Raw genomic sequence first — 26218 nt, forward strand, 5'->3', positions numbered from 1 at the left:
GCCTAGTTCAGGCCCGCGTCGGCGCGGCGGGCGCGCACGATCTCGGCCAGATCGGCCATGATGCTCTCGGTCGTGGACCAGCGGCCGGCGCCTCGGCCCCGGCAACGCCACACCCGACCGTCGGCGCCGTAAACCTTCAGCGCATTGCCCTCGCCGCGCAGGCTGGAGAACAGCGGGTCGCCGTGTTCGCCCGTCAGCCTGACCGACGGCGCGATGACCCCGTCCTTCAGATGGGCGGCGCCGATCTGGCGCACCCCGCCGTCGGCCGATGTAGCCTCGGACAGATGGTCGCGCGGCACCTCGCCCTCGGGCGAACGGCCGAAGGCCTCGTGGCACAGCAGCCGCACCTTGGCGGCGGCGTCCAGACCCTCCAGGTCCGCCGACGGATCCTCCTCGGCGAAGCCCGCCGCCCGGGCGTCGGCCAGGGCCTCGGCGAAGGCCGCGCCGTCGCCCAGCCGCTCCAGCATGAAGTTGACCGTGCCGTTCAGCACCGCCTCGAACCCGACCACCTCGCCGGCCGCGCGGGCCGCCCGCACCGTCTCGATCATCGGCGCGCCGCCCCCGACCGAGGCCGACCAGAAGATCCGCCGGCCATGGGCCTTGGCCAGGTCCTGCAGGCCGCCGGGATCGCGGCTGACCGCCTGTTTGTTGGCGCTGGCCACGTCGCAGCCGGCCTCCAGCGCGGCGCGGATGACCGCATGGCCCGCCTCGCCTTCCGACAGGGCCTCCAGCACGATGTCCGGCTTCTTGGCCCAGAGGACGGCCGGATCGGCGGTGAACAGGGACTGGGGACAGGCGACGTCGCGGACCTTCTTCGGATCGCGCACCAGCACCCCGACCACGTCATAGCGCGGGTCGCTGAGCAGCCGGGCCAGTACCCCGCCGCCCACCACGCCGCAGCCGGCGACCGCCACCTTCAGCGGCGGCAGGGCCGGGGCCGGTCCGGGCGGGGCCGACTTCTTGCCGATGACCGTGCCGTCGGCCCGATCCAGAGCCGCGACCTCGATCTCCACGCCCCGGCTCTCGCCCAGATCGATGGCGTCGTGCTGGACCAGGGCGCCGCCCAGCTTGCGCGCCACGTCCCAGGACGCCCGGCGATAGCGCAGGGCCGGGGCCGTCCGATCGTTCGGATCATGGTCGTACAGGCCGTCGACATCCTTCACCAGACGCACCTTCTTCAGGCCCAGTTCCGCCGCCAGGAAGACCGCCGTCAGGTCCGAACCGCCCCGGCCCAAGAGGGCGATCCGCCCGTCCGGCCGCACCGCGCCGAAGCCGGGCACCACCACCACCTCGTGCCGGTCCAGCGCCTGTTTCAGATGGTCGGGCCGCAGGCCGCAGGGGCGCGAATGCTCCGGCTCGCCCTCGGCGACGATGCCCAGTTCCCGCACTGACAGGGCGCAGGCGTCCAGGCCGATCCGGTCGCAGGCGATGGCCACCAGGGCCGCCGACTTCTCCTCCCCCAGGGCCACATAGCCGGGCAGCAGGTCGTTGGAATGGGCCAGGCCCAGCGCTCGCGCCTCGCCCAGCATCTGGTCCGTCGCCCCGCCGAAGGCCGAGACCACCGCCACCACCTTCCGCCCCGCCCGCACATGGCCATAGACGGCCGAGGCCACCAGCGGCGCCTCCGCCGGGCTGCGCAGGATGGACGAGCCGAACTTCAGCACCACCACTTCGGCGGCGGCTGCGGCGGGCCGACTGCTGGGATCGGGGTTCTCGGATTTCTCTACGACGGCGAGGGAGGCGGACATTGGGGTTTCTCGGGAATGTTCGGAAGGGGTGGGGTGAATAGAAAAACCCCGCCAGGCGGACCGGGCGGGGTTCGGGTTCTGCGGTTGCCGGGGTTCGGCGCGCTAAACTCGTCCCGCCCGTGAGGGCATGGTGATGGTGGTGGTTCCGCCGGTGGTAATCATGCCGAAGCCCGTCGCGGCGAGGCCGGCGACGGTCGAAAGTTCGGCGATGAGGAAGCGCTGTTGCACAGGGCTGGTCCGGTTGAAATCTGCCCCTAGGGTGGTCGGGGCGCCCCCACACTGTCAAGTCGCATTGGATGATTTTTTCACGACAGACGGTTTTTGGTCCGATTCAAGCCCGACATCCGCAACGTCCGTCGCGGCCGGGGTCGAATTTTTCGCTTGACCGGCGCCATGGGTTTCATCAACGTAAAGTCACTCATCAAGACCGGCTGAGGGATTAGGCCCTTTGACGCCGGGGCAACCATCGGGTTTCACCACCCGAAACGGTGCCAACTCCTGCGGGGTCCTTCGGGGTCGCGAGAGATGAGTGGAGCATCGGTCGAGTCGACGCTCCACGATCTGTCACCGCATCGAGCCTTGCTGAGGCGAGACCGATGCGGAAGACGATTGATGACCCTGGCTGAAACATCCCTGCTTGAAGAGCCCGCCTGTCGGCCCACGCCCTCGGCTGCGCCCGTTCGTGAACGCGGCGGCGCCCGCGACGTCATCGTCTCCATTCCCGCCGACTTCCGCCTGGCCTCGGGCGAAAAACTGAGCCAGCCCAATATCGTGGGCCGCATCCACGGCCGCGCCGGCGCCCCCGTCGTCGTCGTCGCCGGCGGCATCTCGGCCGGCCGGTTCGTCCACCGCACCGAGACCAACGGCCTGGGCTGGTGGTCGGGCGCCGTGTCGGTGCGCGGCCCCATCGACCTGTCCCGCCTCCAGGTGCTGGCCGTCGATTTCGCGCCCGGCGCCGAGTTCTCGGACACCCCCGTCACCATCACCACCCACGACCAGGCCCGCCTGCTGGCCCTGGTGCTGAACCACCTGAAGGTCGAGCGGGTCGCCGCCTTCGTCGGCTGCTCCTACGGCGGCATGGTCGGTCTGGCCTTCGCCGAACTGTATCCCGACTGGGCCGAGCAGCTGATCGTGGTCTCGGCCGCCCACCGCGCCCACCCCCAGGCCACCGCCTGGCGCGGCATCCAGCGCCGCATCCTTCAGTTCGCCGTCGCCGCCGGCCGCCCGGAAGAAGGCGTGGCCCTGGCCCGCGAACTGGCCATGACCACCTATCGCACGGCCGAAGAGTTCAACGACCGGTTCGAGACCACCGCGCCAGACGCGGTCGGCGGCGCCTATCCCGTCTGCGACTATCTGACGGCGCGGGGCCAGGCCTATCGCACCCACACCACCCCGGCCCGCTGGCTGTCGATGTCCGATTCCCTGGACCGCCACAGTGTAACGCCCGAGGCCATCACCACCCCCGTCACCCTGATCGGCTTCACCTCCGACCGGCTGGTGCCGATCGACGACATCCGCGAACTGGCCGCGCGGTTGCCGACCCTGTGGCGCTTCGTCGAGGCGCCCTCCCTGTATGGCCACGACGCCTTTCTGAAGGAGGACGCCTTCGTCGGCGACATCCTCCGCGCCGCTTTCAAGGACATCAAAGCATGACTGCCCGCCGCCCTGCCGACCCGCACACCATCGCCGCCCGAACGGGCGTGGATACGGACACGGCCCACGGCGCGGTCATGCCGCCGCTCTATCTGTCGTCCAACTATTCCTTCGCCGGTTTCGAGCAGAAGCGGAAATACGACTACAGCCGCTCGGGCAATCCGACCCGCGACGTCCTGGCCGAGACCCTGGCCGAGCTGGAGAGCGGCGCCGGCTGCGTCATCACCGCCACCGGCATGGCGGCGGTCGATCTGCCCCTGGCCCTGCTGGAGCCGGGCGACCTGCTGATCGCGCCGCACGACTGTTACGGCGGCACCTGCCGCCTGCTGAACGCCCGCGCCAGGAAGGGCCATTTCGACCTGCTGCTGGTCGATCAGGGCGATCCTGTCGCCTTCGAGGCCGCCCTGGCGCTGAAGCCCAAACTGGTCCTGGTCGAGACCCCGTCCAACCCCCTGCTGCGGCTGGTGGACGTGGCCGAGATCTGCGCCCGCGCCCATGCGGCCGGGGCCAAGGTGGTGTGCGACAACACCTTCCTGTCGCCGGCGCTGCAGAACCCGATCAAGCTGGGCGCCGACTTCGTCGTTCACTCGACGACCAAGTTCATCAACGGCCATTCCGACGTGGTCGGCGGCGCCGTGATCTCGGCCGACGCCGAGGATCATCAGACCCTGGCCTGGTGGGCCAACTGCACCGGCGTGACCGGCTCGCCCTTCGACGCCTATCTGACCCTGCGCGGGGTGCGGACCCTGTTCGCCCGGATCGAGCGGCAACAGGCCACGGCGGGCAAGATCGCCGAACGGCTGGCCGCCCACCCGGCGGTCAAGGTCGTCCACTATCCCGGCCTGGCGTCCCACCCCAACCACGCCCTGGTCGCCGCGCAACAGGCGGGACCGGGCGCCATGCTCAGCTTCGAGCTGGAAGGCGGGACCGAGGCCGTGCGCGACCTGGTCGAGACGCTGGAGATCTTCACCCTGGCCGAATCCCTGGGCGGGGTCGAAAGCCTGATCGCCCACCCCGCCACCATGACCCACGCCGCCATGACGCCCGAACAGCGCGCCACCGCCGGCATAAGCGACGGCCTGGTGCGGCTGTCGGTCGGGCTGGAGCATGTCGAGGACCTGATCGCCGACCTGTTCCCGGCCCTGGACGCCGTCATCCCGGCGAAGGCGCAGGCCGCCTGATTTTTTGCTTGCAGAGGGGGCCGAACCGGGGCAAATGCGCCGCCCCGGCCGCGGTCCCTTCGTCTATCGGTTAGGACGTCAGGTTTTCAACCTGAAAAGAGGGGTTCGACTCCCCTAGGGACTGCCACCGGGTTTAAGGCGTTTGCAGGCGGGTGCGCCGCCGCCCTCTTGCCTACCGACATATCAAAACGGCAAAGCCAGACCGCGCTGCTCGGTCAAGATTTGCCATTATCAGCAAAATAGCTAATATCGGGACATCTCAGCCGCCCCCAGGAGGAATTCGTGCGAGAAGTCAGTGCGACGGAATTCCAGACGCGGGCGGGGCTCTATATTGAGCAATCCGGCAAGGAGCCGGTGCTCATCACCAAGCATCGCCGCCCCGCGCGGGTGCTGCTCGATATCGAAGAATATGAGCGGCTGAAGGCGCGCGACACGCGCCAGGCCTATGCGACGCAAGACCTCCCTGATGAATGGGCCGCGGCCCTTGAGGCGGCGGACTACGGCGAGGCCGATCCGAAGCTCGAGACCTTGATCAAATAGACCGCGCGTGAAAAAGCCGGAACCGACCGTCGGCCTGGTGATCCGCTACGACTTCCTGTGGTCGCACGAGCGCGAGAAAGGCTATGCGGACGGCGCCAAGACCCGGCCCTGCGTGATCGTCACCGCCGTCATTCGCAAGGCGACGGGCGGTACGGACATTCTGGTCGCGCCGATCACCCATTCCCCGCCGATGGCCGGCACGGTCGCCATCGAGATCCCGCACCGGGTCGGGCAGCACCTCGGCCTGGATGACGCGCGCAGCTATATCATCGCCAGCGAGGCCAACAGCGTCTCATGGGACGATCCCGGCATTGTTCCCGTAAAGCCGGGCGTACAGTGGGCTTACGGCCTCATACCCAAGGGCCTGTACGACAGGCTTCGCGCGACGATGCTGGACCTTGTCCGGCAGCGGAAACTCAAGGCGGCGGATCGCAAGGCGTGACAGCCCGACCCGGCATTCCTCCGACCACGGTTAATCAATCCACAACCCCTTTGACCAGATTGAGGCAGCAAGCCTTTCGATTCGCGGACCTTTTTTCGGACACGCTCGGGAACTATCCACAGCGACTGCGGTTCATCCACAGACCCCCCAGTGCAGAAGCGCCCCCTCTCCTCATCCCCAAGAGTGGTTCATGTTCATCGCCATCGCCCGTCCGGCGGTGGAGCCCCAAGGCCCCGATCTCGTCGCTGTCCCCGGCTCTTCCGCCATCCCCGAACCGACGCCCCGCGCCCTGCACGCTCGCCTTCTGGAAAACGCCGCCCTGAGACGGATGCGCGGCCAGGAACGCCGCCGCGAGCAAAGGCTCGATGACGCCGACTACTGGCTGCACGCCGCCCCCATGGCGGTGCAGAAGGCCAGCGCCCTGCGCGAGGACAAGAGTTTCGCGCCCCTGCCCTAGATAAACGGCCTTAACGCAGTTCCGGCGTCCGCCGCCGCAGCGAGGCCGTCAGCTTGGCCAGCTTCTGGCCGGCCGACTTGGGCCGGACCCGTTTGCGGTGTTCCAGTCCGCCGCCCCAGCGGTCGTGAACGGCCGTGTCCAGGTGGGGATGGCGGTCGTGCTGGTGGACGATGGGGCTGATCGTCCCGTCCGGATTGACCACCTGTCCGTCGCGGAAGCTCAGAGCATCGCCCAGCGTCAGGCCCAGGGTCGCTACGCGGCCGTAGTTGGGCCGGAGGATCGCGGCCGTCAGACCCTGATGGATCGCCATGTTGAAGGCCGCCTGATCGGCGCCGAAGGCCCCGCCGATCTCGGACCGGGGCGTGGCCGCCAATGACAGGATCAGCCGCGACAGACGCGCGACCTCGGCCCGAGGCCCCAGCACGGTGCCGACGCACAGACAGGGTTTGTCGCCCAGTTGCGCGGCCTGGGCCTCGCCGAACAGGGCGCGCAGATATTTCATGTTGAAGCCGTGGTCGGCCAGGGGCGTCTCGGCCTCGATGAAGGCCTCCAGCCCGTGCGGCGCGGGCGAAAAGGGCGCGGCCTGGAAGATGACGTCACGCACGTCGCAGGCCAGGCCCGCGCCGGGCCGGTCGCCCAGCAGGCCGGCGAAGGCGACGAACCTCTGCATCACCGGATGGGGCGCCCAGCCGCGCCAGACCGGCGCATCGACGGCGGTCACGTCATTCTGGGTCAGGAAGGCGCGCAGGTCGGGGTCGGCGTCGACCACCAGAGCGACCGGGCCGTCGAACACCGCCCGCAGGGACAGGACGAAGGGGGCGATGTCGGCGGCGTCGTAGCCGGTGGCGTAGCCGACCACCGCATCCCCGTCAGGCAGGGGTTCGGTCCGGCGTCCGACCTCCAGCGCCTGGGCCAGCCAGTCCAGATAGTGCGACCGGACCGCCCCCCGTCTCATGACATCAGCTTCATGGCGTCAGCGCGGACCCATCAGGTCGGCGAACCGGTCGAACAGATACAGGCTGTCGGCCGGACCCGGCGAGGCCTCGGGGTGGTGCTGGACGCTGAAGATCGGCTTGTCCTTGACGGCGATGCCGCAGTTGGTGCCGTCGAACAGGCTGATGTGGGTTTCGGTCACGGCGTCGGGCAGGCTGTCGCGATCGACGGTGAAGCCGTGGTTCATCGACACGATCTCGACCTTGCCGGTGGTCAGGTCCTTGACCGGATGGTTGGCGCCGTGGTGGCCCTGTTCCATCTTCACCGTCCTGGCGCCCAGGGCCAGGGCCAGCATCTGGTGGCCCAGGCAGATGCCCATCAGCGGCTTGCCGCTGGCGACCAGTTTCTGAATCTCGGGCACGGCGTATTCGCCGGTCGCGGCCGGATCGCCCGGACCGTTCGACAGGACGACGCCGTCCGGATTGCGCGCCAGAACCTCTTCCGCCGTCGTCGTCGCCGGGACCACGGTAATCCGCGCGCCGGTCGAGGCCAGGGCGCGCAGGATGTTGCGCTTCACCCCATAGTCGATGACGACCACCTGCTTGCGGCCTTGCGTCTTCGGATGGCCTTCCGGCCATTCCCACAGGCCCTCGTCCCATTCGAACGCCTGCAGCGTCGAGGCGGGCTTGGCCAGGTCCAGGCCGACCAGGCCGGTCCAGGCCTTGGCCTGCGCCACCAGGGCGTCGAGGTCGAACTCGCCGTTCGGGTCATGGGCGATGACCGCGTGCGGCGCGCCCTTGTCGCGGATGATCTTGGTCAGGGCGCGGGTGTCCACGCCGGCCAGGCCGACGACGCCGCGCCGTTTCATCCAGTCGTCGAAACTCGCGTCCGATCTATAGTTGGCCGGATCGGTCGGCACGTCGCGGAAGATCGCGCCCCGCGCCGAGGTGTCCGAACCGCCGCCCATCTGCTCGATGTCTTCGACGTTCGTCCCCGTATTGCCGACATGCGGGAAGGTGAAGGCCAGGATCTGGCTCATGTAGGACGGGTCGGTCAGGATTTCCTGATAGCCGGTCATGGCGGTGTTGAAGACCACCTCGCCCAGGGCCGATCCAACCGCTCCGACGCCGATTCCCTGCAGGACCGTGCCGTCGGCGAGCGCGAGGACGCCTGTCGCGCCCGGAAGAATCTTGATCGTCATGGGCGCGCTCCTACACACGAATCCGGCCCAAACGGAGGCCGGAGACAAACGGCGGGGTCGTTAAGCCCTGCCGTGCGCCGGGTCAACGACCATCCGCATCCTAAGCCGGGCCGACCAGACGGAACTGGGCCGCCGAACCGCCCTGGGCGTGGGGCGCCAGCCACAGATCGAACAGGCCCGGCTCGATCCGATACGTATTGTCCTCGCCGATGAAGCCCAGCTGGCGGGCGTTCAGGGTGAAACGCACCGTCTCGCTCTGGCCCGGCCGCAGCGTCACCCGCTTGAAGTCCTTCAGCAGCCGCCCCGGCTGGGTCAGGCTGGCGACCCGGTCGTGGATATAGAGCTGGACCAGCTCCTCGGCGACATGGGCGCCCTGGTTGGTGACGGTCACGGCCACGTCCAGCGTGCCGGCCCAGGCCATCTGGTTGCTCTCCATCTCGACCGGACCATAAGCGACCTCGCCATAGGTCAGGCCGTAGCCGAACGGATACAGGGCCGTATTGGTCGTCTCGCGGTAGCGGGCCTTGTATTCCTCGATCGGCAGGTCCGGATTGGCCGGACGGCCGGTGTTCTTGTGGTCGTAGGAATAGGGCTGCTGGCCCGACTTGTGCGGGAAGCTGACCGGCAGGCGGGCCGAGGGGCCGTGATCGCCGAACACGACGTCGGCGACGGCGTTGCCCATCTGCTCGCCCAGGAACCAGGTGACGACGATGGCCTGGGCGTTCTTGACATTGCCCTCCAGCGCCAGGGCCCGGCCGTTGCGCAGCAGTATGACCATGGGCTTGCCCGTGGCGGCCATGGCGTCGACCAGGGCCTGTTGCGGGGCCGGGACGACGATCTCGGTGCGCGACTGCGCCTCGCCCGACATCTTCTGGCTCTCGCCGATGGCCAGGACGATGACGTCGGCGTTGGCGGCCGCACGGACGGCCTCTTCGATCCCGCCGTCCAGCGGGGTCTCGACGCCCGAACCGCGCGCGACGGTCAGGGCTTGCGGATCGGTCATGGCGGCGCGGAAGCCGGCTTCCAGCGAGACGCGGCGCTCCGGCGCGCCCCAGATGGTCCACGGTCCCCAGACATTGTCCACATCGTCGGCGAACGGGCCGACCAGGGCGATCTTCTGGCTCTTGTTCAGCGGCAACAGCTGATTGTCGTTCTTCAGCAGGACCACCGACTTGCGGCCCGCCTCGCGCGACAGGGCGATGTGTTCGCGCGACCCCACCACGGCCTTTTCACGCACCGGATCCGTGCCGCGATAAGGATCGTCGAACAGGCCCAGGGCCGCCTTGGTGGTCAGGAGACGGCGCACCGCCTCGTCCAGCCGGGCCATCGACACCTCGCCGCTCGCCACCAGGCTGGGCAGGTGTTCCAGATAGAGGCCCGAGACCATCGAGACATCGACCCCGGCGTTGAAGGCGAGGCGAGCGGCGTCGCGGCCGTCCTCGGCGAAGCCGTGGGCGACCAGTTCCTGTTCGGAGGTGTAGTCGGAGACGACGAAGCCCTCGAAGCCCCATTCGCCGCGCAGGATGTCGGTCAGCAGCTTGCGGCTGCCCGAGGCGGGCACGCCATTGACGTCGTTGAAGGCGCTCATGATCGACAGGGCGCCGGCGTCCACCGCCGCCTTGAACGGCGGCAGATAGACCCCGCGCAGCGTCTGTTCGCTCATGTCGGTGGTGTTGTACTCGACCCCGCCGATGGCGCCCGAATAGGCGGCCATGTGTTTGGCGGTGGCCAGGACGGCGTCGCGGTCGTCCAGACCCTTTTCGCCCTGGAAGCCGCGCACCCGGGCGGCGGCCAGCAGGTTGTTCAGCAGCACGTCCTCGCCGGCGCCCTCGACATTGCGGCCCCAGCGCTGGTCGCGGGCCACGTCCACCATGGGGGCGTAGGTCTGGTGCACGGCCGAGGCGGCCGTCTCGACCGCAGCGGCGCGGGCGGTGCGATAGGCCAGATGGGTGTCGAAGGCCGCAGCCTCGGCCAGGGGCACGGGGAAGATGGTGGACAGGCCGTGGATCACGTCCGCCGCGAACAGCAGCGGGATCTTCAGCCGGCTTTCCTCCATCGCCACCTGCTGGATGCGGCGGCCGGTCTCGGCGCCGATGCCGTTGAACAGGCTGCCGACCTTGCCTTCGCGGATCAGGGCGGTGACGCGCGCGGGGTCCCCCGTGCCGTCCAGCGGATTGACCGCCGTGGGCATCCAGCGGAACGGGTCGGCGAGCAGGTTCAACTGGCCCGCCTTCTCCTCCACGGTCATGGCCGCGATCAGATCTTCGATCCGCTGGCGATGACGCTGAACGGCGCGGGCGGTTTCGGCGGTAGCAGGCATGGGGAAGACTCCGGCGCCCATCAGGGCGAGAAGCCCGAGGCCAGACAAGAAGTTTCGACGGGAAGCCGAAGGTTTTACAGGTCGCGTCTTCATGGGGCGCTCCTTCGGAAGGTCGGGCGGAAGATCGGCGGCGAGATCGTGCGGATCAGGCCGGGGAGGCATGTGGCCTAACCTCTGGCGCATGCCCCCGTCCAGACCCGCGCCGGATGTAAATGATGTAACTGACACGTCGGCGACCACCGCGCGCCCGTCAACCCAAGGCGATATCCAGGAACATCATGCCCACCAGGCCGATCATCAGACCGATCATCGAGCCGTCCCCCTTGGACTGTTCGCGGGTCTGGGGAATGATCTCGGCGGTGACGACATAGATCATGGCGCCCGCCGCCAGTCCCAGGCCCCACGGCAGTGCGCCGGGCGATGCCCCCACGACTCCGGCCCCGATCAGACCGCCGACAGGCTCGACCAGACCCGACGCCAGCGCGGCCAGGAAGGCGGCGCCGCGACCATAGCCCAGCGAGGCCATGGCGGCCGAGACGGCCAGGCCTTCGGGCATGTTCTGGATGCCGATGCCCAGGGCGGTGGCCAGGCCCTGGTGCATGTCGCCGCCGCCGAAACTGACGCCGACGGCCGCGCCTTCGGGGAAGTTGTGCAGGGTGATGGCGATGATGAACAGCCAGATGCGACGGGCGAGATGCTTGGACTGGGCCGGACCGATGGCCAGCATGTCCACGGGCGCGAACCGGTTCATCAGGCCGATCACCGTGGCCCCGATCAGCACCGCCGCCGCCATGGTCCCCGCCGCCCAGCCCTGAGACGCGCCCCCGGCCTGGAGCACGTCGACGCCCGGAATGATCAGCGAGAAGAAGGAGGCCGCCAGCATCACCCCGGCGGCGAAGCCCAGCAGGACGCTCTGGGTCTGTTGTCCCGGCCGTTTGACGAACAGCATGGGCGCCGCGCCGACCGCCGTCATCATGCCCGCCGCCAGACTGCCCAGGGCGCCGGCCGCGATCGGGGAAAGGGATTCCATCATCCGCCTGCTGTGGCGGTGGATACGGCAAGAGACAAGCCCGAACAGTCGCGTTAGAGAAACCTTCATGTCCCAGGCCGCCGCCCTCCCCCCGCGCCCAGACTCCGCCACCAGCGCCGCGTCGGCCCTGAGGGCGGCGCGGCGCATCGTGGTCAAGATCGGATCCTCGCTGCTGATCGACGCCGAAACGCGGCGGCCGACCCGCGACTGGCTGGCGGCCGTGGCGTCGGATCTGGCCGTACTGAAGGCCGAGGGGCGCGAGGTCATCGTGGTCTCGTCCGGCTCCATCGCCCTGGGCCGGGGGCGTCTGCCGAAACTGGGGGCGCGGCTGGAGGACAAGCAGGCGGCGGCCTCGGTCGGGCAGTCGCTGCTGATGGCCGCCTGGTCCGAGGCCCTGGCGCCCCACGATCTGGTGGTCGGCCAGGTGCTGCTGACGCGCGACGACACCGAACGGCGCCGCCGCTGGCTGAACGCCCGCGCCACGGTCGAGGCCCTGCTGGGCCACGGGGTCATCCCCGTCGTCAACGAGAACGACACCGTCGCCACCGAAGAGATCCGCTATGGCGACAACGACCGGCTGGCGGCGCGGACGGCCCAGCTGGCGCGGGCCGATCTGCTGATCCTGCTGTCGGACGTGGACGGCCTCTACACCGCCGATCCGCGCCGCGATCCCACCGCCGCCCATCTGCCCCTGATCGAGACCCTGAGCCCCGACATCCTGGCCATGGGCGGGGGCGCCAACACCCAGGCCGGGGTCGGAACCGGCGGCATGGCGACCAAGCTGGCGGCGGCCCAGATCGCCCGCTCGGCCGGGTGCGCCACCATCATCGCCTCGGGCCAGACCCTGTCGCCGCTCAGCGCCGTCCAGGCGGGCGCCCGCGCCACCCTGATCGCCGCGCCCGACGGACCGATGGCCGCCTACAAACAGTGGATCGCCGGCAGTCTGTCGCCGGCGGGATCCCTGACGCTGGACGGGGGCGCCGTGACCGCGCTGAAGGCGGGCAAGAGCCTGCTGCCCGCCGGGGTCACGGCCGTGAGCGGCGATTTCGAAAAAGGCGACTGCGTGCGCCTGACCGACCCCGAGGGCCGGGCCGTGGGCGTGGGCCTGGCCGCCTACGCCGCCGACGAGGCCGTCCGCATCCGGGGCCGCCGCTCGGACGAGATCGAGGCCATCCTCGGCTATCGCGGCGCCTCGGTTCTGATCCACCGCGACGACATGGTTCTGGACGAGCGATGACCGATCTTGAGACCCGAATGATGGACCTGGGCCGACGCGCCCGCGCCGCCGCCGTCGCCCTGCGTGATGCGCCTGCCGCCGCCCGCACCCGCGCGCTGGAGGTGCTGGCGCAAAAGCTGACGGCGGCCGAGGCCCAGATCCTGGCCGCCAACGCCCAGGACGTGGACGCCGCCCGCGCCAATGGCATGACCGAGGCCCTGATCGACCGGCTGGCCCTGACGCCCGCCCGCGTCGCCGGCATGGCCCAGGCTGTGGCGACCATCGCCGCCGTGGCCGATCCCCTGGGCGTCGAGACCGAACGCTGGACCCCGGCCAACGGCCTGGACATCGCCCGGGTCCGCACCCCCATCGGCGTGCTGGGCGTCATCTATGAGAGCCGGCCCAATGTCACCGCCGACGCCGCCGCCCTGTGCATCCGTTCGGGCAATGCGGCCATCCTGCGCTGCGGCTCCGACTGTCTGCACTCGTCGCTGGCCATCGCGGGCCTGATCGCCCAGGCGCTGGACGAGGCCGGCCTGCCCGCCGACGCGGTGCAACTGGTGGACACGCCTGACCGCGCGGCCGTGGGCCTGATGCTGACCGGGCTGGACGGCGCCATCGACGTGATCATCCCGCGCGGGGGCAAGAGCCTGGTCGCGCGGGTCCAGGCCGAGGCCCGGGTGGCGGTGCTCAGCCATCTGGAAGGGCTGAACCACACCTATCTGCACGAAGCCGCCGATCTGGCGGTGGCGCGGGCCGTGGTGGTGAACGCCAAGATGCGGCGGGTGTCGGTCTGCGGCGCGACCGAGACCCTGCTGGTGGATCGGGCGGCGGCGGAACGCCTGCTGCCGCCCGTCGCCGCCGACCTGATCGCCGCCGGATGCGAACTGCGCGGCGACGCCGAGGCTGTGGCCCTGGTTCCCGCCATGATCCCGGCGACGGAGGCCGACTGGACCACAGAATATCTGGCGCCCATCCTGGCGGTGCGGATCGTCGATGACCTGGACGGCGCCGCCGACCATATCGCCCGTTACGGCTCGGGCCACACCGAGGCGATCATCACCACAGACTCAGACGCCGCCGAACGGTTCGCGGCGCGGGTGGACAGCGCCATCGTCCTGATCAACGCCTCGACCCAGTTCGCCGACGGGGGCGAGTTCGGCTTCGGCGGCGAGATCGGCATCTCCACCGCCCGCCTGCACGCTCGCGGCCCGGTAGGGGCCGAACAGCTGACCACCTACAAATACGTGGTGCGCGGCCAGGGCCAGATCAGACCCTGACCTTCTCCCTCCCCGTCCGGGGAGGGTGGCTGAGCCGCAGGCGAAGCCGGGTGGGGGCGGCCCAGCAAAGCATCCCTGAACGAAAAGAGGCGGCTCGTTTCCGAGCCGCCCCCACCCGGTCGCTGGCGCGACCTCCCTCCCCCGCAGGGGGAGGGAGAAAACGCCTCAGCCGCGTTGCGGCAGGGCATAGGCGATGACGTAGTCCCCCCGTGGCGTCTCCATGAAATGGTGGCCGCCCGCCATGATGACCAGATACTGGCGGCCGTTCTGCTCATAGATCATCGGGTTGGCCTGACCGCCGGCCGGCAGCACGTCCGACCAGACCGTCTCGCCCGTCTCGATGTCGATGGCGCGGATCAGGTCGTCGGTGGCGGCGGCGATGAAGATCAGGCCGCCGGCCGTGACGACCGACCCGCCGTTGTTCGGCGTGCCGATCTCCAGCGGCAGGTGCGAGGGGATGCCCCACGGCCCGTTCTTGCGCGCCGTGCCGAACGGACGGTCCCACAGGGTCTGGCCCGAGCGCAGGTCGATGGCGGTGATGCCGCCGTAGGGAGGCTCCTTGCACAGCAGGCCCGTCCACTTCACGCGCCAGCCGGCGTTGACGTCGATCGCGTAGGGCACGCCGATCTGCGGATCGCCGGCGCCTTCGCCCTTGGACAGGCTGCCGCCGCGCAGGGCCAGCTCCTTCTGCTGCTCGATGTAGCGGGGGTCGTCGCGCGGGAACCAGCCCTTCTCGTTGGCCTCTTCGCGCGGCACCAGCCGGTTGTAGTTGGGCATGTCGTTATAGTTGGCGATGATCACGCCACGCACCGGATCGACCGCCACGCCGCCCCAGTCCGAACCGCCGTTGTAGCCCGGATAGTTGATGTAGTGGTTGGTCGAGGGCGGGGTGTAATAGCCTTGGTAATTCGCCTTCTTGAAGTTGATGCGGCACATCATCTGGTCGATGGGGGACATGCCCCACATGTCGCGCTCTTCGAGGTTCGGCTTGCGCAGGGTGGCGAACAGCGAGAACGGCTGGGTCGGGGCGCGCTGGCCCTGTTCGGTTCCGCCCGTGGTCGGGACCGGGCGTTCCTCCATCCCGTGCAGCATCTGGCCGGTGGCGCGGTTGAACACATACATGTCGCCCTGTTTGGTGGGCAGCAGCAGGGCCGGCACGACGCCGCCCCCCGTGGGATAGTCGATCAGGGTCGCCTGCGAGCCCAGGTCGAAGTCCCAGACATCCTTGTGAACCGTCTGGAAATGCCAACGCGGCTTGCCCGTCGTCACATCGAGCGCGACCAGGGCGGTGGAGTATTCATTCTCCTGCGGGCGACGCGAGCTGGACCAGTAGTCGGCCGCCGAATTGCCCATGGGCAGATAGACCAGACCCAGGGCCTCATCCCCCGTGGCCGTGGTCCACATATTGGGCGTGCCGGGCGTATAGGTCTCGCCCTCGGGCGGCAGGCCGGTGCGGTCGGGGCGCATCATGTCCCAGGCGAAGCGGAGTTCGCCGGTCTCGACGTCAAAGCCCTGGATCACGCCAGAGGCGTTCCATCGTTTCTGGCCGTCCAGCACCTGATGCCCGGTCACGATCACGCCCCGCACGATGACGGGGGGCGAGGTGATCGACACCATGCCGGGATAGGGGTCGCCCATGCCGCGCTTGATGTCCACGGCGCCGTTCTGACCGAAGGCCGGGCAAGGCCGGCCGGTCTGGGCGTCGACGGCGATGATACGGCCGTCCAGGGTGCCTTCGATGATCTTGGTGGCGCAGGGCTGGGCCGGCTGGGCGTCGGCGCGGACATGATAGGTCACGCCGCGGCAGGCGGCCGTATAGGGGATGTTCTCGTCCGCGACCTGGGGATCATAGGCCCATTTCTGCTGGCCGGTCGCGGCGTCCAGCGCGAACAGCTTGTTGCGCGCGGAACAGAGATAGACGGTGTTCCCGATCTTCAGCGGCGTGGTCTCGGCGCCCCAACGCTCCTCCGGCAGATCGCCGGTGCGGAAGGTCCAGGCGCGTTCCAGCCGGCCGACATTGTCCTTGTTGATCTGGGTCAGCGGGGAATAACGCTGGGCGCTGTCGGTGCCGCCCCAGGCGGGCCAGTCGGCGCCGGTTTTCAGCAGGGCCGGATCATTATAGGCGCCGCGCGGTCCCGGCAGCCGGTTCTCGACGCCGGCCTGGTTGGCCTGGGCGACTGCAAACCCGAACACCACGGTCAGAACCGCCAGCCCCAGGGCGCCGCCCCCGGCCAACCGCTTGCCGCCGTGCGGCTTCAGCACGGGCAGGGTCGCCAGAACCAGGACCATCAAGACCAGAGGCCCCACCAGCCGGGGCACCAGGGCCCAGCCGTCCAGACCCGTCTCCCACAAGGCCCACACGAGGGTGAAGAGGAAGGCCGCGCCATAGACCCACACGCCCCTGACGTCCCGCAACACCAGCAGGGCGCCGGCGACGATCAGCATCAGGCCCACGACCAGATAGTACCAGGAACCGCCCAGACTCAGGAGCTGAACGCCGCCGACGGCGAGGATCCCGCCGATCAGAAAAATCAAAACACCCAGGAGGAGGGTCAACCACCCACCCCATCCGCTCGGCGTGGTCCATCGCGGCATGGCGGTTCCCTTGAGAAATTAGAATGGAAAGCCAACGACCGCGAGCCGGGGAGGTTCCGGCAAAGATTGGAGACGCCTGAAACCTGTTTCCCCAACCCTACCGATAGCGCAATTTGCTGTCTCGAATTTCGACATATCAGGATGCCTATTGCAACTTGAGCAGCCGCGAACGGGTCTCAGCAATAATATTTGCCTAGGCCGGACCATTCGCGGCATAAGCGCGTCATGCACAAGACCCTGAAGCAAGGCGGGACTTTCGTCGTCGAACCACGCCGCCTCTCGAAGGCCACAGCCGAACTGCGCGCACGCGGGTTCGGCGAGATCACGATTCCGCCCTCGACCGAGACGGCCGAGAAACAGGCGTCGCGCTGCACCGACTGCGGCGTGCCGTTCTGCCAGAACGCCTGTCCGCTTCAGAACAATATTCCCGACTGGCTGCGCCTGTCGGCCGAGAACGAGCCGCGCGAGGCCTGGCGCGTCGCGTCGCTGACCTCGACCATGCCCGAGATCTGCGGCCGCATCTGTCCGCAGGACCGGCTGTGCGAGGGCGCCTGCACCCTGAACCAGTCCGGCTGGGACGCGGTGACCATCGGCTCGGTCGAGGCCTGGCTGGGCGATCAGGCCTTCGCCAACGGCTGGGTCGAACCGATCCGCCCGGCGGCCGAACGCGGCGAGAGCGTCGGCGTCGTCGGCGCGGGTCCGGCCGGCATGGCCGCCGCCGACCGTCTGCGCAGCGAAGGCTATCAGGTCACGGTCTATGACCGGCATGACCGGGCCGGCGGCCTGCTGATCTACGGCATCCCCGGCTTCAAGCTGGAGAAGCACGTCGTCCAGCGCCGCGTGGACCGTCTGATCGACGGCGGAGTCCAGTTCGTCCTGGGCTGCGAGATCGGCAAGGACGTGACCCTGGCCGAACTGCGCGAGCGCCACGACGTGGTCCTGCTGGCCATGGGCGTCTATCAGCCGCGCATCCTGTCGGCGCCGGGCCGGGGTCCGGATTCGACCGTCGCGGCCCTGTCCTATCTGACGCACCAGAACCGGCGCGACCTGGGCGACGCCGAGGAAGACGGCTGGCACGAGGCGCGCGGCAAGCGGGTGGTGGTCATCGGCGGCGGCGACACGGCCATGGACTGCGTCCGCACCGCCGTTCGCCAGGGCGCGGCCTCCGTCACCTGCCTGTATCGGCGCGACCGCGAGAACATGCCCGGCTCGGCCCGCGAAGTGGTCAACGCCGAGGAGGAAGGCGTTGTCTTCGAATGGCTGGGCGCGCCCAAGGCCCTGCTGTCCCAGGGCGACCGCGTCACCGGCGTCCGCGCCGCGCGGATGCAGCTGACCGAGGCGGCCCCCGGACAGCGTCGCGACATCGTGCCCGTCCCCGGCGCCGACTTCGACATTCCGGCCGACATCGTCATCGAGGCCCTGGGCTTTTCGCCCGAGCCGTTCGCGGCGCATGAGCCCGATCTGCGCCTGCGCGACGACGGCACGATCAAGGTCGGCTCGGTCAGCTTCGCCACCAGCCTGCCCGGCGTCTTCGCCGCCGGCGACGCGGTGCGCGGCGCCTCGCTGGTCGTCTGGGCCGTGCGCGAGGGCCAGGACGCCGCCGCCGAAATCGACCGTTACCTGAAGACCCGCACCGAGGAGGTCGCGGCATGACCCAATGGCTTGATAAGTACGAAGAAACCCGCGACCGCCTGGAAGCCGGCCACGCCTATGACCGCGCCTCCGAGCGCGACGCCTGCGGCGTGGGCCTGGTCTGCTCCATCGATGGCAGCCCGCGTCGCGACGTGGTGGAATATGCGATCCGCAGCCTGAAGGCCGTGGCTCACCGCGGCGCGGTCGATCCCGACGGCCTGTCGGGCGACGGGGCCGGCATCATGGCCGAACTGCCCCAGGGCTTCTTCGCCGAACAGGTGGCCTCCATCGGCCAGTCCCTGCGTCCCGGCCCGATCTGCGTCGGCCAGGTCTTCCTGCCGCGCACCGACCTGGGCGCCCAGGACCGCGCCCGCGCCATCGTCGAGACCGAGGCCCTGCGCGCCGGCTTCTGGATCTATGGCTGGCGTCAGACGCCCATCGACCTGTCGGTGGTGGGGACCAAGGCCGGGGCGACCCGGCCCGAGATCGAACAGATCATGCTGGCCCCGCCCCTGGACGACGCCGGCCAGCCGCTGGACGGCGAGGCGCTAGAGCGCGAGCTGTATCTGTGCCGCCGCCGCATCGAAAAGACGGTCAAGACCGAGAACCTGGCCGCCGTCTACATCTGCACCCTGTCCGCGCGCTCCATCGCCTACAAGGGGATGGTGCGGGCCGAGCTGCTGGGCAACCTGTACCCCGACCTGGAGGATCCGCGTTTCGTCTCGGCCTACGCCGTCTTCCACCAGCGCTATTCGACCAACACCTTCCCCGAATGGAAGCTGGCCCAGCCCTTCCGGATGATGGCCCACAACGGCGAGATCAATACGCTGAAGGGCAATCTGAACTGGATGAAGTCGCACGAGATCCGCATGGCCGCCCAGGCCTTCGGCGACCGTGACCGCGAGGTGAAGCCGGTGGTCCAGCCGGGCGGATCGGACTCGGCCGCGCTGGACAATGTCATGGAGGTGCTGGTCCACGCCGGGCGCCCCGCCCCCATGGCCAAGGCCCTGCTGATCCCCGAGGCCTGGGCCAAGGACGACGTGGTCATGCCGCCCGAACACCGGGCCTTCTACGCCTATTGCAACGCGGTCATGGAGCCGTGGGACGGCCCGGCCGCCATCTGCGCCGCCGACGGTCGCTGGATCGTGGCGGGCAAGGACCGCAACGGCCTGCGCCCCCTGCGCGCCGTCGAGACCGTCGACGGCCTGCTGATGGCCGGCTCCGAAGCCGGTCTGGTGCCGATCCCCGAGAGCCGGGTGAAGCGCCGCCTGCACATCGGCCCCGGCAAGCTGATCGCCGTCGATATGAAGCACGGCCGTCTGTACGACGAGCACGAGGCCATCGACGCCCTGGCCGCCGCCCACCCCTATACCGAGTGGCTGGACAATATGGTCGATCTGGAGCCGATCATCGGCCCCGGACCCGAACCACGCTCGACCTCGGGCGATGATCTGACGCGCCGTCAGATCGCCGCCGGCTTCAGCCGCGAGGATCTGGACCTGTTGCTGGACGCCCTGGTGCGCGACGGCAAGGAGGCGGTCGGCTCGATGGGCGACGACGCCCCGCCGGCGGTGCTGTCGGCCCTGCCCCGCCCGCTGAGCCACTATTTCCGCCAGAACTTCAGCCAGGTGACCAATCCGCCCATCGACCCGCTGCGTGAAGCCGGGGCCATGAGCCTGAAGACCCGGTTCAAGAACCTGGGCAATATCCTGGCCCAGGAAGCGGCCCAGACCGACGTCTTTGTGCTGGACAGCCCGGTGCTGACCAACGGCATGTATGAGCGGATGATCGAGACGGTCGGGGCGGGTTCGACTGTGGTCATCGACTGCAGCTATGACACCCCGTCCGAGGACGCGCGGCCCGGCGCCGGCCTGCGCGCGGCGCTGGACCGGATCATGGACGAGGCCGAGGCCGCCGCCCGCGACGGGGCGGCCCTGGTCGTGCTGACGGATCAGCAGGGGTCGGCGGGGCGTCTGGCCGCGCCGATGATCCTGGCCACGGCCGGGGTTCACGGCCGCCTGACCCAGGCGGGTCTGCGCTCCTATTGCTCCATCGTGGTCCGCACGGCCGAGACCCTGGACCCGCACGGGTTCGCGGTCCTGGTCGGGGTCGGCGCGACCACCGTCAACGCCTGGCTGGCCCAGGACCTGTTCCAGGAGCGTCTGGACCGGGGCCTGTATCCCGGCCTGACGCTGCGCGACGCCTGCCTGAACTACAAGAAGGGCATCGAGGCGGGCCTGCTGAAGACCCTGGCGCGCAAGGGGATCAGCGTCATCTCCGCCTATCGCGGCGGCTGCGAGTTCGAGGTGCTGGGCCTGTCGCGCGCCCTGACGGCCGAATTCTTCCCCGGCGCCCCGTCGCGCATCTCCGGCATCGGCCTGGCCGGTCTGGAACAGGCGGCGATGAAGCGGCACACGGTCGCCTGGGGCGAGGCCCGGCCCTCGCCCGCCATCGGCGGCTTCTTCAAGATCCGCTCGGGCGGCGAGGCCCACGCCCACGAGGCCAAGACCATCCACCTGCTGCAGGACGCCTGCAACCGCGGCGACTATCGCCGGTTCAAGCAGTTCTCGGAGGCCGTCAGAAACCAGCCGGACCTGTCCTTGCGCGATCTGCTGGACTTCCGCGAGGGCGTCGCCATTCCGGTGGACCAGGTCGAGAGCGTGTCGGACATCCGCCGCCGCTTCCTGACCCAGGCCATGTCCCTGGGCGCACTGGGCCCCGAGGCGCACGAGACGCTGAACATCGCCATGAACCGCATCGGCGCCCGCTCGGTCTCGGGCGAGGGCGGCGAGGATCCGGAACGCTATCACCCGCGCGCCAACGGCGACGACGCCAACTCGGCGGTGAAGCAGGTGGCCTCGGGCCGGTTCGGCGTCACGGCCGAATATCTGAACCAGTGCCGCGAGATCGAGATCAAGGTGGCCCAGGGCGCCAAGCCCGGCGAGGGCGGGCAACTGCCCGGCTTCAAGGTCACCGAGTTCATCGCCCGGATGCGCCACGCCGTGCCCGGCACCACCCTGATCAGCCCGCCGCCGCATCACGACATCTATTCGATCGAGGACCTGGCCCAGCTCATCTACGACCTGAAGGCCATCAACCCCGACGCCAAGGTGACGGTGAAACTGGTGTCCGCCTCGGGCATCGGGGCCATTGCGTCCGGGGTGGCCAAGGCCAACGCCGACGCCATCCTGATCGCCGGCCACAACGGCGGCACCGGCGCCTCGCCCCAGACCTCGATCAAACACGCCGGCCTGCCGTGGGAAATCGGCCTGGCCGAGGCCCATCAGGTGCTGACGCTGAACAATCTGCGCGGCACGGTGACGCTGCGGACCGACGGCGGGGTCCGCACCGGCCGCGACGTGGTCATCGCCGCCATGCTGGGGGCAGAGGAATACGGGGTCGGCACCGCCGCCCTGATCGCCATGGGCTGTCTGATGGTGCGCCAGTGCCATTCGAACACCTGCCCCGTCGGCGTCTGTTCCCAGGACGAGCGGCTGCGCGAGAAGTTCACCGGCACCCCGGACAAGGTGGTCAACCTGTTCACCTTCATCGCCGAGGAGACGCGCGAAATCCTGGCCTCGATCGGCGCCCGGACGATGGACGAGATCATCGGCCGCACCGACCTGCTGCGTCAGGTCCGGCGCGGCGGCTCGCACCTGGACGACCTGGACCTGAACCCCCTGCTGGTTCGGGTGGACGAGGGCGCGGCCGGCAAATGGGCGGACAAGGGGCGCAAGCCCATCGCCGACAGCCTGGACGCCCGGGTGTTGAAGGACGCGGTGCGGTTCCTGGATCGCGGCCAGACGCTGGAACTGTCCTATCCGCTGAACAACACCCAGCGCACGGTCGGGGCCGCCGTCTCGTCCGCCATCGTGCGGCGGTTCGGGGCGCAGGGGCCGGCCGGTCGGCTGAAGCTGCGTCTGGAAGGCATCGCTGGCCAGAGCTTCGGCGCCTTCGCCGCCAAGGGGCTGGAACTGCATCTGACCGGCGAGGCCAACGACTATGTCGGCAAGGGCCTGTCGGGGGCCGAAATCTCGATCCGCACGCCGGAATGGCGCGAGGACCAGCTGATCTGCGGCAACACCACCCTGTATGGCGCGACCTCGGGCCGGCTGTTCGTGGCCGGTGCGGCGGGCGAGCGGTTCGCGGTCCGCAACTCGGGCGCCGAGGCCGTGGTCGAGGGCCTGGGCGCGCATGGCTGCGAATATATGACCGGCGGCCGGGTGGTCGTGCTGGGCGGGGTCGGATGGAACCTGGCGGCGGGCATGAGCGGCGGCGAGCTGTTCGTGCTGGATCAGCCGGGCTTCGCCGAACGGGCCCTGAACGGCGACCTGGCGGGCGTGGCCGACATCGACGAAGCGGCGGCCGAACGGCTGCGCGGACTGGTCGAGGCCCATCTGGCGGCGACCGGTTCGCCGCTGGCCCGCCGACTGCTGGGCGACTGGGACAACACGCTTGACCGTTTCGTGCGTATCCTGCCGCTTACGGACATTGTCAGAACGGAGGAACGGCTTAAGACTTCGGCCTGAGACCCTGGCCTGAGCCGTTCCTTCCTCTCCTCCCCGAGACGCATGAAATGACCCGACACGCCGCCCTGTCCGCCATCGCTGTTGCCGGGGCGGCGTCGCTCGCCTCTCCGGCCCTGGCGGCCGCGCCCGCTCTGCTGGCCCATCAGGCGCCCCTGGTCATCGACAATGCGGCGACGGCCTGGATCCTGACGTCCACCGCCCTGGTGCTGCTGATGACCCTGCCGGGTCTGGCCCTGTTCTACGGCGGCATGGTGCGCAAGAAGAACATCATCAGCGTCATCGCCCAGTCGGCGGCGGCCTTCGCCATCGTCTCGGTGCTGTGGTTCCTGGTCGGCTACAGCCTGTCGTTCGGCAAGGGGCCGGATGCGGTGAACGGTCTGATCGGCGGGGTCCAGGCGGCCTTCCTGAACGGGGTGACGATGGAGACGGCGCACAGCCTGCTGCCCGGCCTGCCGGAACTGCTGTTCGTCAGCTTCCAGATGACCTTCGCCATCATCACCCCGGCCCTGATCGCCGGCGCCTTCGCCGAGCGGATGAAATTCTCGGCCAGCCTGCTGTTCTTCGCCCTGTGGCACCTGATCGTCTATGCGCCGATCTGTCACCAGGTCTGGGGCGGCGGCTATCTGGGGAGCCTGGGCGTGCTCGACTTCGCCGGCGGGGCGGTGGTCCACGTCAATGCGGGCGTCGCCGGCCTGGTCTGCGCCCTGGTGCTGGGCCCGCGTCACGGCTTCGGCCGCGACAACATGGCCCCCGCCAATCTGGTCTACAGCGCCATCGGCACCGGCCTGCTGCTGGTCGGCTGGATCGGGTTCAACGCCGGGTCGGCCGGCGCCGCCGACGCCCTGGCCGCCACCGCCGCCTTCAACACCATTCTGGCCGCCGCCGCGGCGGCCCTGGGCTGGATGACCGTCGAATGGTTCGACCGCAAGCGCCCGACCCTGCTGGGCCTGTTGTCGGGCGTCGTCGGCGGTCTGGTCGCCATCACCCCCGCCGCCGGCTTCGTGGATCCCAAGGGCGCCTTCTTCATCGGCCTGATCGCGGGTCCGGCCTGCTACGCCGGGGCCGTCTGGCTGAAGCACGCGCTGAAGTACGACGACAGCCTGGACGCCTTCGGCGTGCACGGAATCGGCGGCATCGTCGGCGCCCTGCTGACCGGGGTCTTCGCCACCACCAGCATCAACGCCCTGTCCGAGGGCGCGACGGTGTGGAAACAGGCGCTCGGCCTGGGCGGGGCCATCGTCTGGAGCGCGGTCGGCACCTTCGTCGTCCTGATGATCTGCAAATTCACCACCGGCCTGCGCGTCACCAAGGACGAAGAGGTCGAGGGCCTGGACTATACCCAGCATGGCGAAGCCATCCACTGAGGTCACAGACAGGGACGGTTGATCCCGCCCCTGTCCGCCCCCATCTTCATCTGTGACCGGGAGCCTTGCCGATTGCGGGAGGCCCACGGTCGGTCGCTTTTCCGAGGACCCAGATGACGACGACCCGCACCATCCTGTTCGACAGCCCGTTCCTGCTGGGCTTCGACCACACCCGCGCCCTGATCGACCGCGCCGCCAAGGCGGCGGCCGAGAGCTATCCGCCCTATAACGTCGAACAGATCGGCGAGGCGGGGGTCCGCATCAGCCTGGCTGTGGCCGGGTTCGCGCCTGACGAACTGGCCATCACCCTGGAAGGGCGGCAGTTGACCATCGCCGGCAAGCGCGACGACGCGGGCAAGAGCGAACAGGCCTTCCTGCATCGCGGCATCGCGGCGCGAGGCTTTGTACGCAGCTTCGTCCTGGCCGACGGGCTGGAGATCGAGGGCGCGCGGCTGGAACACGGCCTGCTGCATGTCGATCTGATCCGGCCCGAGGCCGAGCGCCAGGTGCGGCGCATTCCCATCACGGCCGGCTGAAAAGCGCAGCCGTTCGAACCGCCCGGCGATCCGGGCGTTGTCAAAGCGAAGGAGGCGGTCCTATGACGCCGATGATGATGACCAAGGAAGATTTCGCCGGACTGGGCGCCCCCGATCTCGTCTATGTGCGCGAGGTGAAGGCGTCCGACCTGCTGGAAGAGGCGGTCGAGATGAAGGACATCGCCTTCGACCCGAATCAGTCCCTCTACGCCGTTCACAGTGCGGACGGGGAACGGCTGGCCGTCATGCTGGACCGCGACACCGCCTTCGCCGCCGCTGTGGCGCACGAGCTGGAGCCGGTCTCGGTTCACTGAACAAGGGAAAGGGCGGCCGGGCGCCGCCCTTGACGGCCCGGCCTCTCAGGCGGCCGTGGCGGGCGCCTGGTCCTTGACGAACAGGGCCTTGATCGCATCGACCGTCCGGGCCTGACGCAGCTGCTCACGCAGCTCCGGCGACCGCAGGGCGCGCGAGACCGCCGCCAGGGCGCGCAGATGTTCGGCGCCGTCCTTGGGCGGGGCGAACAGGGCCAGCAGCAGATCGACCGGACGATCATCGACCGCTTCATAGGCCACAGGCGTATCCAGGCGCACGAAGACGGCCGTGACCCGGTCGATCTCCTTCAGACGGGCGTGCGGCACGGCCACGCCGGAGCCCAGGCCGGTGGAGCCCAGGGCTTCGCGTTCCAGCAGGGCCTCGAAGATACGGCCTTGGTCGACGCCCAGAGCCTGGGCCGCAGCCTCGGCCACGGCATGAAGCGCCTGACGTTTCGACGAGGCGCCGCCACGCAGCACCACGCCGTTCGGCGCGAGCAGATCTGCGATATCCATGGGTAGCCCAACTCTAGATAAGCGACTGGCGGCCGCGGGCGCCCCTTTAGAGGCTCCCGCGGCAAAGTCAAACTAAGCCGTAGTCTAATGCCCGTTCGACTTCTTCGTGCGCTCGGGGTCGATCCAGCCGACATTGCCGTCTGGGCGGCGATAGACGACGGACAGGCCGCCGTGCGCCGCATTGCGGAACAGCACCACCGGATAGCCGGTCATATCCAGTTCCAGGACCGCGCGACCGACCGTGATGGAGCGGATCTCATGCTCGGTCTCGGCGATGACCATGCCCACGGGCGGCGGGCCGTCGTTCTCGCCGGTGTCGCCGAAGACGTCGTCCTCGACGCTGTCGGGATCCCGCAGCACGATGCTGCGAGCGACTTCGCGGGCGGCGTTTTCGGTTTTTTCAGGCGACAGGCCCTTGGGCCCGATGTGGTGATCCTTGAGCCGGCGCTTGTAGCGACGGACCCGCTTTTCGAGACGATCCAGCGCCTCGGTGAAGGCGGAATGGGCGTCGCCGCCCATGCCCGTCGTCACCAGGGTCTGGCCCGACGCGAGGCGGACCCAACAGTCCACCTTGAAGTTGTGGCCGTCCTTGGACACCACGACCTCGGCGTCTTCACCGCCGCGGGCGAAGTATTTTCCGACCCCGTCTTCGAGTTCTTGGGAGATGCGCGAGCCTAACGCTTCGCCGACATCCACTTGCTTGCCGCTGACTTGGACTTGCATACGGATAGAAC

Annotated in this window: 20 protein-coding genes, 1 tRNA gene and 1 riboswitch; of the genes, 13 read left to right on the top strand and 8 right to left on the bottom strand. The window is 69.2% G+C overall.

Going from position 1 to position 26218, the window contains the following annotated elements; translation table 11 throughout:
• Nucleotides 1-2: 2 nt before the first annotated feature.
• Entirely contained in the window at nucleotides 3-1748 is a 1746-nt protein-coding gene (locus tag AC1RSI_RS05235) for an amino acid kinase family protein (protein WP_447941602.1), read from the bottom strand.
• A 415-nt stretch (nucleotides 1749-2163) separates the two neighbouring features.
• A riboswitch (SAM riboswitch) is annotated at nucleotides 2164-2280 on the top strand.
• Nucleotides 2281-2360: 80 nt separating this feature from the next.
• On the opposite strand from AC1RSI_RS05235, the gene metX reads away from it, so the two are divergent.
• The 6 genes from metX (at nucleotide 2361) to AC1RSI_RS05265 (ending at nucleotide 6021) form a co-directional block, all read left to right on the top strand.
• The gene (gene metX, locus AC1RSI_RS05240; RefSeq protein ID WP_447941603.1) at nucleotides 2361-3401 is read left to right on the top strand and encodes a homoserine O-succinyltransferase MetX; all 1041 of its coding nucleotides are present in this window, start codon (nucleotides 2361-2363) and stop codon (nucleotides 3399-3401) included.
• Nucleotides 3398-4582, top strand: a complete 1185-nt coding sequence (metB, locus tag AC1RSI_RS05245) for a cystathionine gamma-synthase (protein WP_154726391.1) — start codon at nucleotides 3398-3400, stop codon at nucleotides 4580-4582. Before metX ends, metB begins: the two co-directional genes overlap by 4 nt.
• 52 nt (nucleotides 4583-4634) lie before the next feature.
• A tRNA-Glu gene (locus AC1RSI_RS05250) sits at nucleotides 4635-4709 on the top strand.
• A gap of 155 nt (nucleotides 4710-4864) precedes the next feature.
• A complete protein-coding gene (locus AC1RSI_RS05255; RefSeq protein WP_008262511.1) occupies nucleotides 4865-5122 on the top strand; it encodes a type II toxin-antitoxin system Phd/YefM family antitoxin in 258 nt (85 codons plus the stop codon).
• A gap of 7 nt (nucleotides 5123-5129) precedes the next feature.
• A complete protein-coding gene (locus AC1RSI_RS05260; protein ID WP_154726392.1) occupies nucleotides 5130-5564 on the top strand; it encodes a growth inhibitor PemK in 435 nt (144 codons plus the stop codon).
• 190 nt (nucleotides 5565-5754) lie between these two features.
• Nucleotides 5755-6021, top strand: coding sequence for a hypothetical protein (locus tag AC1RSI_RS05265; RefSeq protein ID WP_008262121.1), 267 nt, complete (start codon nucleotides 5755-5757; stop codon nucleotides 6019-6021).
• A 10-nt stretch (nucleotides 6022-6031) separates the two neighbouring features.
• Here AC1RSI_RS05265 and AC1RSI_RS05270 read toward each other — a convergent pair whose 3' ends face one another.
• From AC1RSI_RS05270 to AC1RSI_RS05285, 4 genes are all read right to left on the bottom strand, one after another.
• Nucleotides 6032-6976: a hypothetical protein gene (locus tag AC1RSI_RS05270; RefSeq protein ID WP_154726393.1), complete on the bottom strand. Its 945-nt coding sequence runs from the start codon at nucleotides 6974-6976 to the stop codon at nucleotides 6032-6034.
• 18 nt (nucleotides 6977-6994) lie between these two features.
• Nucleotides 6995-8155, bottom strand: a complete 1161-nt coding sequence (gene carA / locus AC1RSI_RS05275) for a glutamine-hydrolyzing carbamoyl-phosphate synthase small subunit (RefSeq protein WP_154726394.1) — start codon at nucleotides 8153-8155, stop codon at nucleotides 6995-6997.
• A gap of 100 nt (nucleotides 8156-8255) precedes the next feature.
• A complete protein-coding gene (locus AC1RSI_RS05280) occupies nucleotides 8256-10475 on the bottom strand; it encodes a glycoside hydrolase family 3 N-terminal domain-containing protein (RefSeq protein ID WP_154726395.1) in 2220 nt (739 codons plus the stop codon).
• A gap of 250 nt (nucleotides 10476-10725) precedes the next feature.
• Nucleotides 10726-11505 (bottom strand): ZIP family metal transporter, encoded by a 780-nt coding sequence (locus tag AC1RSI_RS05285; RefSeq protein ID WP_035310226.1) that lies wholly within the window; start codon nucleotides 11503-11505, stop codon nucleotides 10726-10728.
• A 67-nt stretch (nucleotides 11506-11572) separates the two neighbouring features.
• Between AC1RSI_RS05285 and proB the strand changes: the two genes are divergently transcribed.
• Both proB and AC1RSI_RS05295 read left to right on the top strand, forming a co-directional pair.
• Nucleotides 11573-12742 (top strand): glutamate 5-kinase, encoded by a 1170-nt coding sequence (gene proB / locus AC1RSI_RS05290; protein ID WP_154726396.1) that lies wholly within the window; start codon nucleotides 11573-11575, stop codon nucleotides 12740-12742.
• Nucleotides 12739-14001, top strand: a complete 1263-nt coding sequence (locus AC1RSI_RS05295; protein ID WP_447941605.1) for a glutamate-5-semialdehyde dehydrogenase — start codon at nucleotides 12739-12741, stop codon at nucleotides 13999-14001. Before proB ends, AC1RSI_RS05295 begins: the two co-directional genes overlap by 4 nt.
• Before the next feature lie 165 nt (nucleotides 14002-14166).
• On the opposite strand, the gene AC1RSI_RS05300 is transcribed toward AC1RSI_RS05295, so the two are convergent.
• Nucleotides 14167-16557 (bottom strand): membrane-bound PQQ-dependent dehydrogenase, glucose/quinate/shikimate family, encoded by a 2391-nt coding sequence (locus AC1RSI_RS05300; protein ID WP_447941606.1) that lies wholly within the window; start codon nucleotides 16555-16557, stop codon nucleotides 14167-14169.
• Nucleotides 16558-16821: 264 nt separating this feature from the next.
• On the opposite strand from AC1RSI_RS05300, the gene AC1RSI_RS05305 reads away from it, so the two are divergent.
• The 5 genes from AC1RSI_RS05305 (at nucleotide 16822) to AC1RSI_RS05325 (ending at nucleotide 24971) form a co-directional block, all read left to right on the top strand.
• Nucleotides 16822-18249, top strand: a complete 1428-nt coding sequence (locus AC1RSI_RS05305; RefSeq protein WP_154726399.1) for an NAD(P)-dependent oxidoreductase — start codon at nucleotides 16822-16824, stop codon at nucleotides 18247-18249.
• The gene (gltB, locus tag AC1RSI_RS05310; RefSeq protein WP_008259886.1) at nucleotides 18246-22757 is read left to right on the top strand and encodes a glutamate synthase large subunit; all 4512 of its coding nucleotides are present in this window, start codon (nucleotides 18246-18248) and stop codon (nucleotides 22755-22757) included. Before AC1RSI_RS05305 ends, gltB begins: the two co-directional genes overlap by 4 nt.
• A gap of 47 nt (nucleotides 22758-22804) precedes the next feature.
• A complete protein-coding gene (locus tag AC1RSI_RS05315) occupies nucleotides 22805-24121 on the top strand; it encodes an ammonium transporter (RefSeq protein ID WP_008262589.1) in 1317 nt (438 codons plus the stop codon).
• A gap of 113 nt (nucleotides 24122-24234) precedes the next feature.
• The gene (locus AC1RSI_RS05320; protein ID WP_008260227.1) at nucleotides 24235-24657 is read left to right on the top strand and encodes an Hsp20 family protein; all 423 of its coding nucleotides are present in this window, start codon (nucleotides 24235-24237) and stop codon (nucleotides 24655-24657) included.
• A gap of 62 nt (nucleotides 24658-24719) precedes the next feature.
• Entirely contained in the window at nucleotides 24720-24971 is a 252-nt protein-coding gene (locus AC1RSI_RS05325) for a DUF1150 family protein (RefSeq protein ID WP_008260703.1), read from the top strand.
• A gap of 45 nt (nucleotides 24972-25016) precedes the next feature.
• On the opposite strand, the gene ptsN is transcribed toward AC1RSI_RS05325, so the two are convergent.
• Together ptsN and hpf are read right to left on the bottom strand one after the other, a co-directional pair.
• Nucleotides 25017-25484 carry a PTS IIA-like nitrogen regulatory protein PtsN gene (gene ptsN, locus AC1RSI_RS05330; protein ID WP_008262263.1) on the bottom strand — a complete coding sequence of 156 codons (468 nt, stop codon included), beginning with the start codon at nucleotides 25482-25484 and terminating at the stop codon, nucleotides 25017-25019.
• An 84-nt stretch (nucleotides 25485-25568) separates the two neighbouring features.
• The gene (gene hpf / locus AC1RSI_RS05335; protein WP_008260210.1) at nucleotides 25569-26207 is read right to left on the bottom strand and encodes a ribosome hibernation-promoting factor, HPF/YfiA family; all 639 of its coding nucleotides are present in this window, start codon (nucleotides 26205-26207) and stop codon (nucleotides 25569-25571) included.
• Nucleotides 26208-26218 lie beyond the last annotated feature (11 nt).

The sequence above is a fragment of the Brevundimonas sp. GW821-FHT10E09 genome, assembly GCF_058809375.1.

Bases quoted from the DNA above. Each gene is read 5' to 3' on its own strand.
- AC1RSI_RS05270 (WP_154726393.1), bottom strand. From the start codon at position 6,976: ATGAGACGGGGGGCGGTCCGGTCGCACTATCTGGACTGGCTGGCCCAG.
- metB (WP_154726391.1), top strand. From the start codon at position 3,398: ATGACTGCCCGCCGCCCTGCCGACCCGCACACCATCGCCGCCCGAACG.
- gltB (WP_008259886.1), top strand. From the start codon at position 18,246: ATGACCCAATGGCTTGATAAGTACGAAGAAACCCGCGACCGCCTGGAA.
- AC1RSI_RS05305 (WP_154726399.1), top strand. From the start codon at position 16,822: ATGCACAAGACCCTGAAGCAAGGCGGGACTTTCGTCGTCGAACCACGC.
- AC1RSI_RS05280 (WP_154726395.1), bottom strand. From the start codon at position 10,475: ATGCCTGCTACCGCCGAAACCGCCCGCGCCGTTCAGCGTCATCGCCAG.
- AC1RSI_RS05315 (WP_008262589.1), top strand. From the start codon at position 22,805: ATGACCCGACACGCCGCCCTGTCCGCCATCGCTGTTGCCGGGGCGGCG.
- AC1RSI_RS05285 (WP_035310226.1), bottom strand. From the start codon at position 11,505: ATGGAATCCCTTTCCCCGATCGCGGCCGGCGCCCTGGGCAGTCTGGCG.
- AC1RSI_RS05235 (WP_447941602.1), bottom strand. From the start codon at position 1,748: ATGTCCGCCTCCCTCGCCGTCGTAGAGAAATCCGAGAACCCCGATCCC.
- ptsN (WP_008262263.1), bottom strand. From the start codon at position 25,484: ATGGATATCGCAGATCTGCTCGCGCCGAACGGCGTGGTGCTGCGTGGC.
- hpf (WP_008260210.1), bottom strand. From the start codon at position 26,207: ATGCAAGTCCAAGTCAGCGGCAAGCAAGTGGATGTCGGCGAAGCGTTA.
- AC1RSI_RS05320 (WP_008260227.1), top strand. From the start codon at position 24,235: ATGACGACGACCCGCACCATCCTGTTCGACAGCCCGTTCCTGCTGGGC.
- metX (WP_447941603.1), top strand. From the start codon at position 2,361: ATGACCCTGGCTGAAACATCCCTGCTTGAAGAGCCCGCCTGTCGGCCC.
- carA (WP_154726394.1), bottom strand. From the start codon at position 8,155: ATGACGATCAAGATTCTTCCGGGCGCGACAGGCGTCCTCGCGCTCGCC.
- AC1RSI_RS05295 (WP_447941605.1), top strand. From the start codon at position 12,739: ATGACCGATCTTGAGACCCGAATGATGGACCTGGGCCGACGCGCCCGC.
- AC1RSI_RS05325 (WP_008260703.1), top strand. From the start codon at position 24,720: ATGACGCCGATGATGATGACCAAGGAAGATTTCGCCGGACTGGGCGCC.
- AC1RSI_RS05265 (WP_008262121.1), top strand. From the start codon at position 5,755: ATGTTCATCGCCATCGCCCGTCCGGCGGTGGAGCCCCAAGGCCCCGAT.
- proB (WP_154726396.1), top strand. From the start codon at position 11,573: ATGTCCCAGGCCGCCGCCCTCCCCCCGCGCCCAGACTCCGCCACCAGC.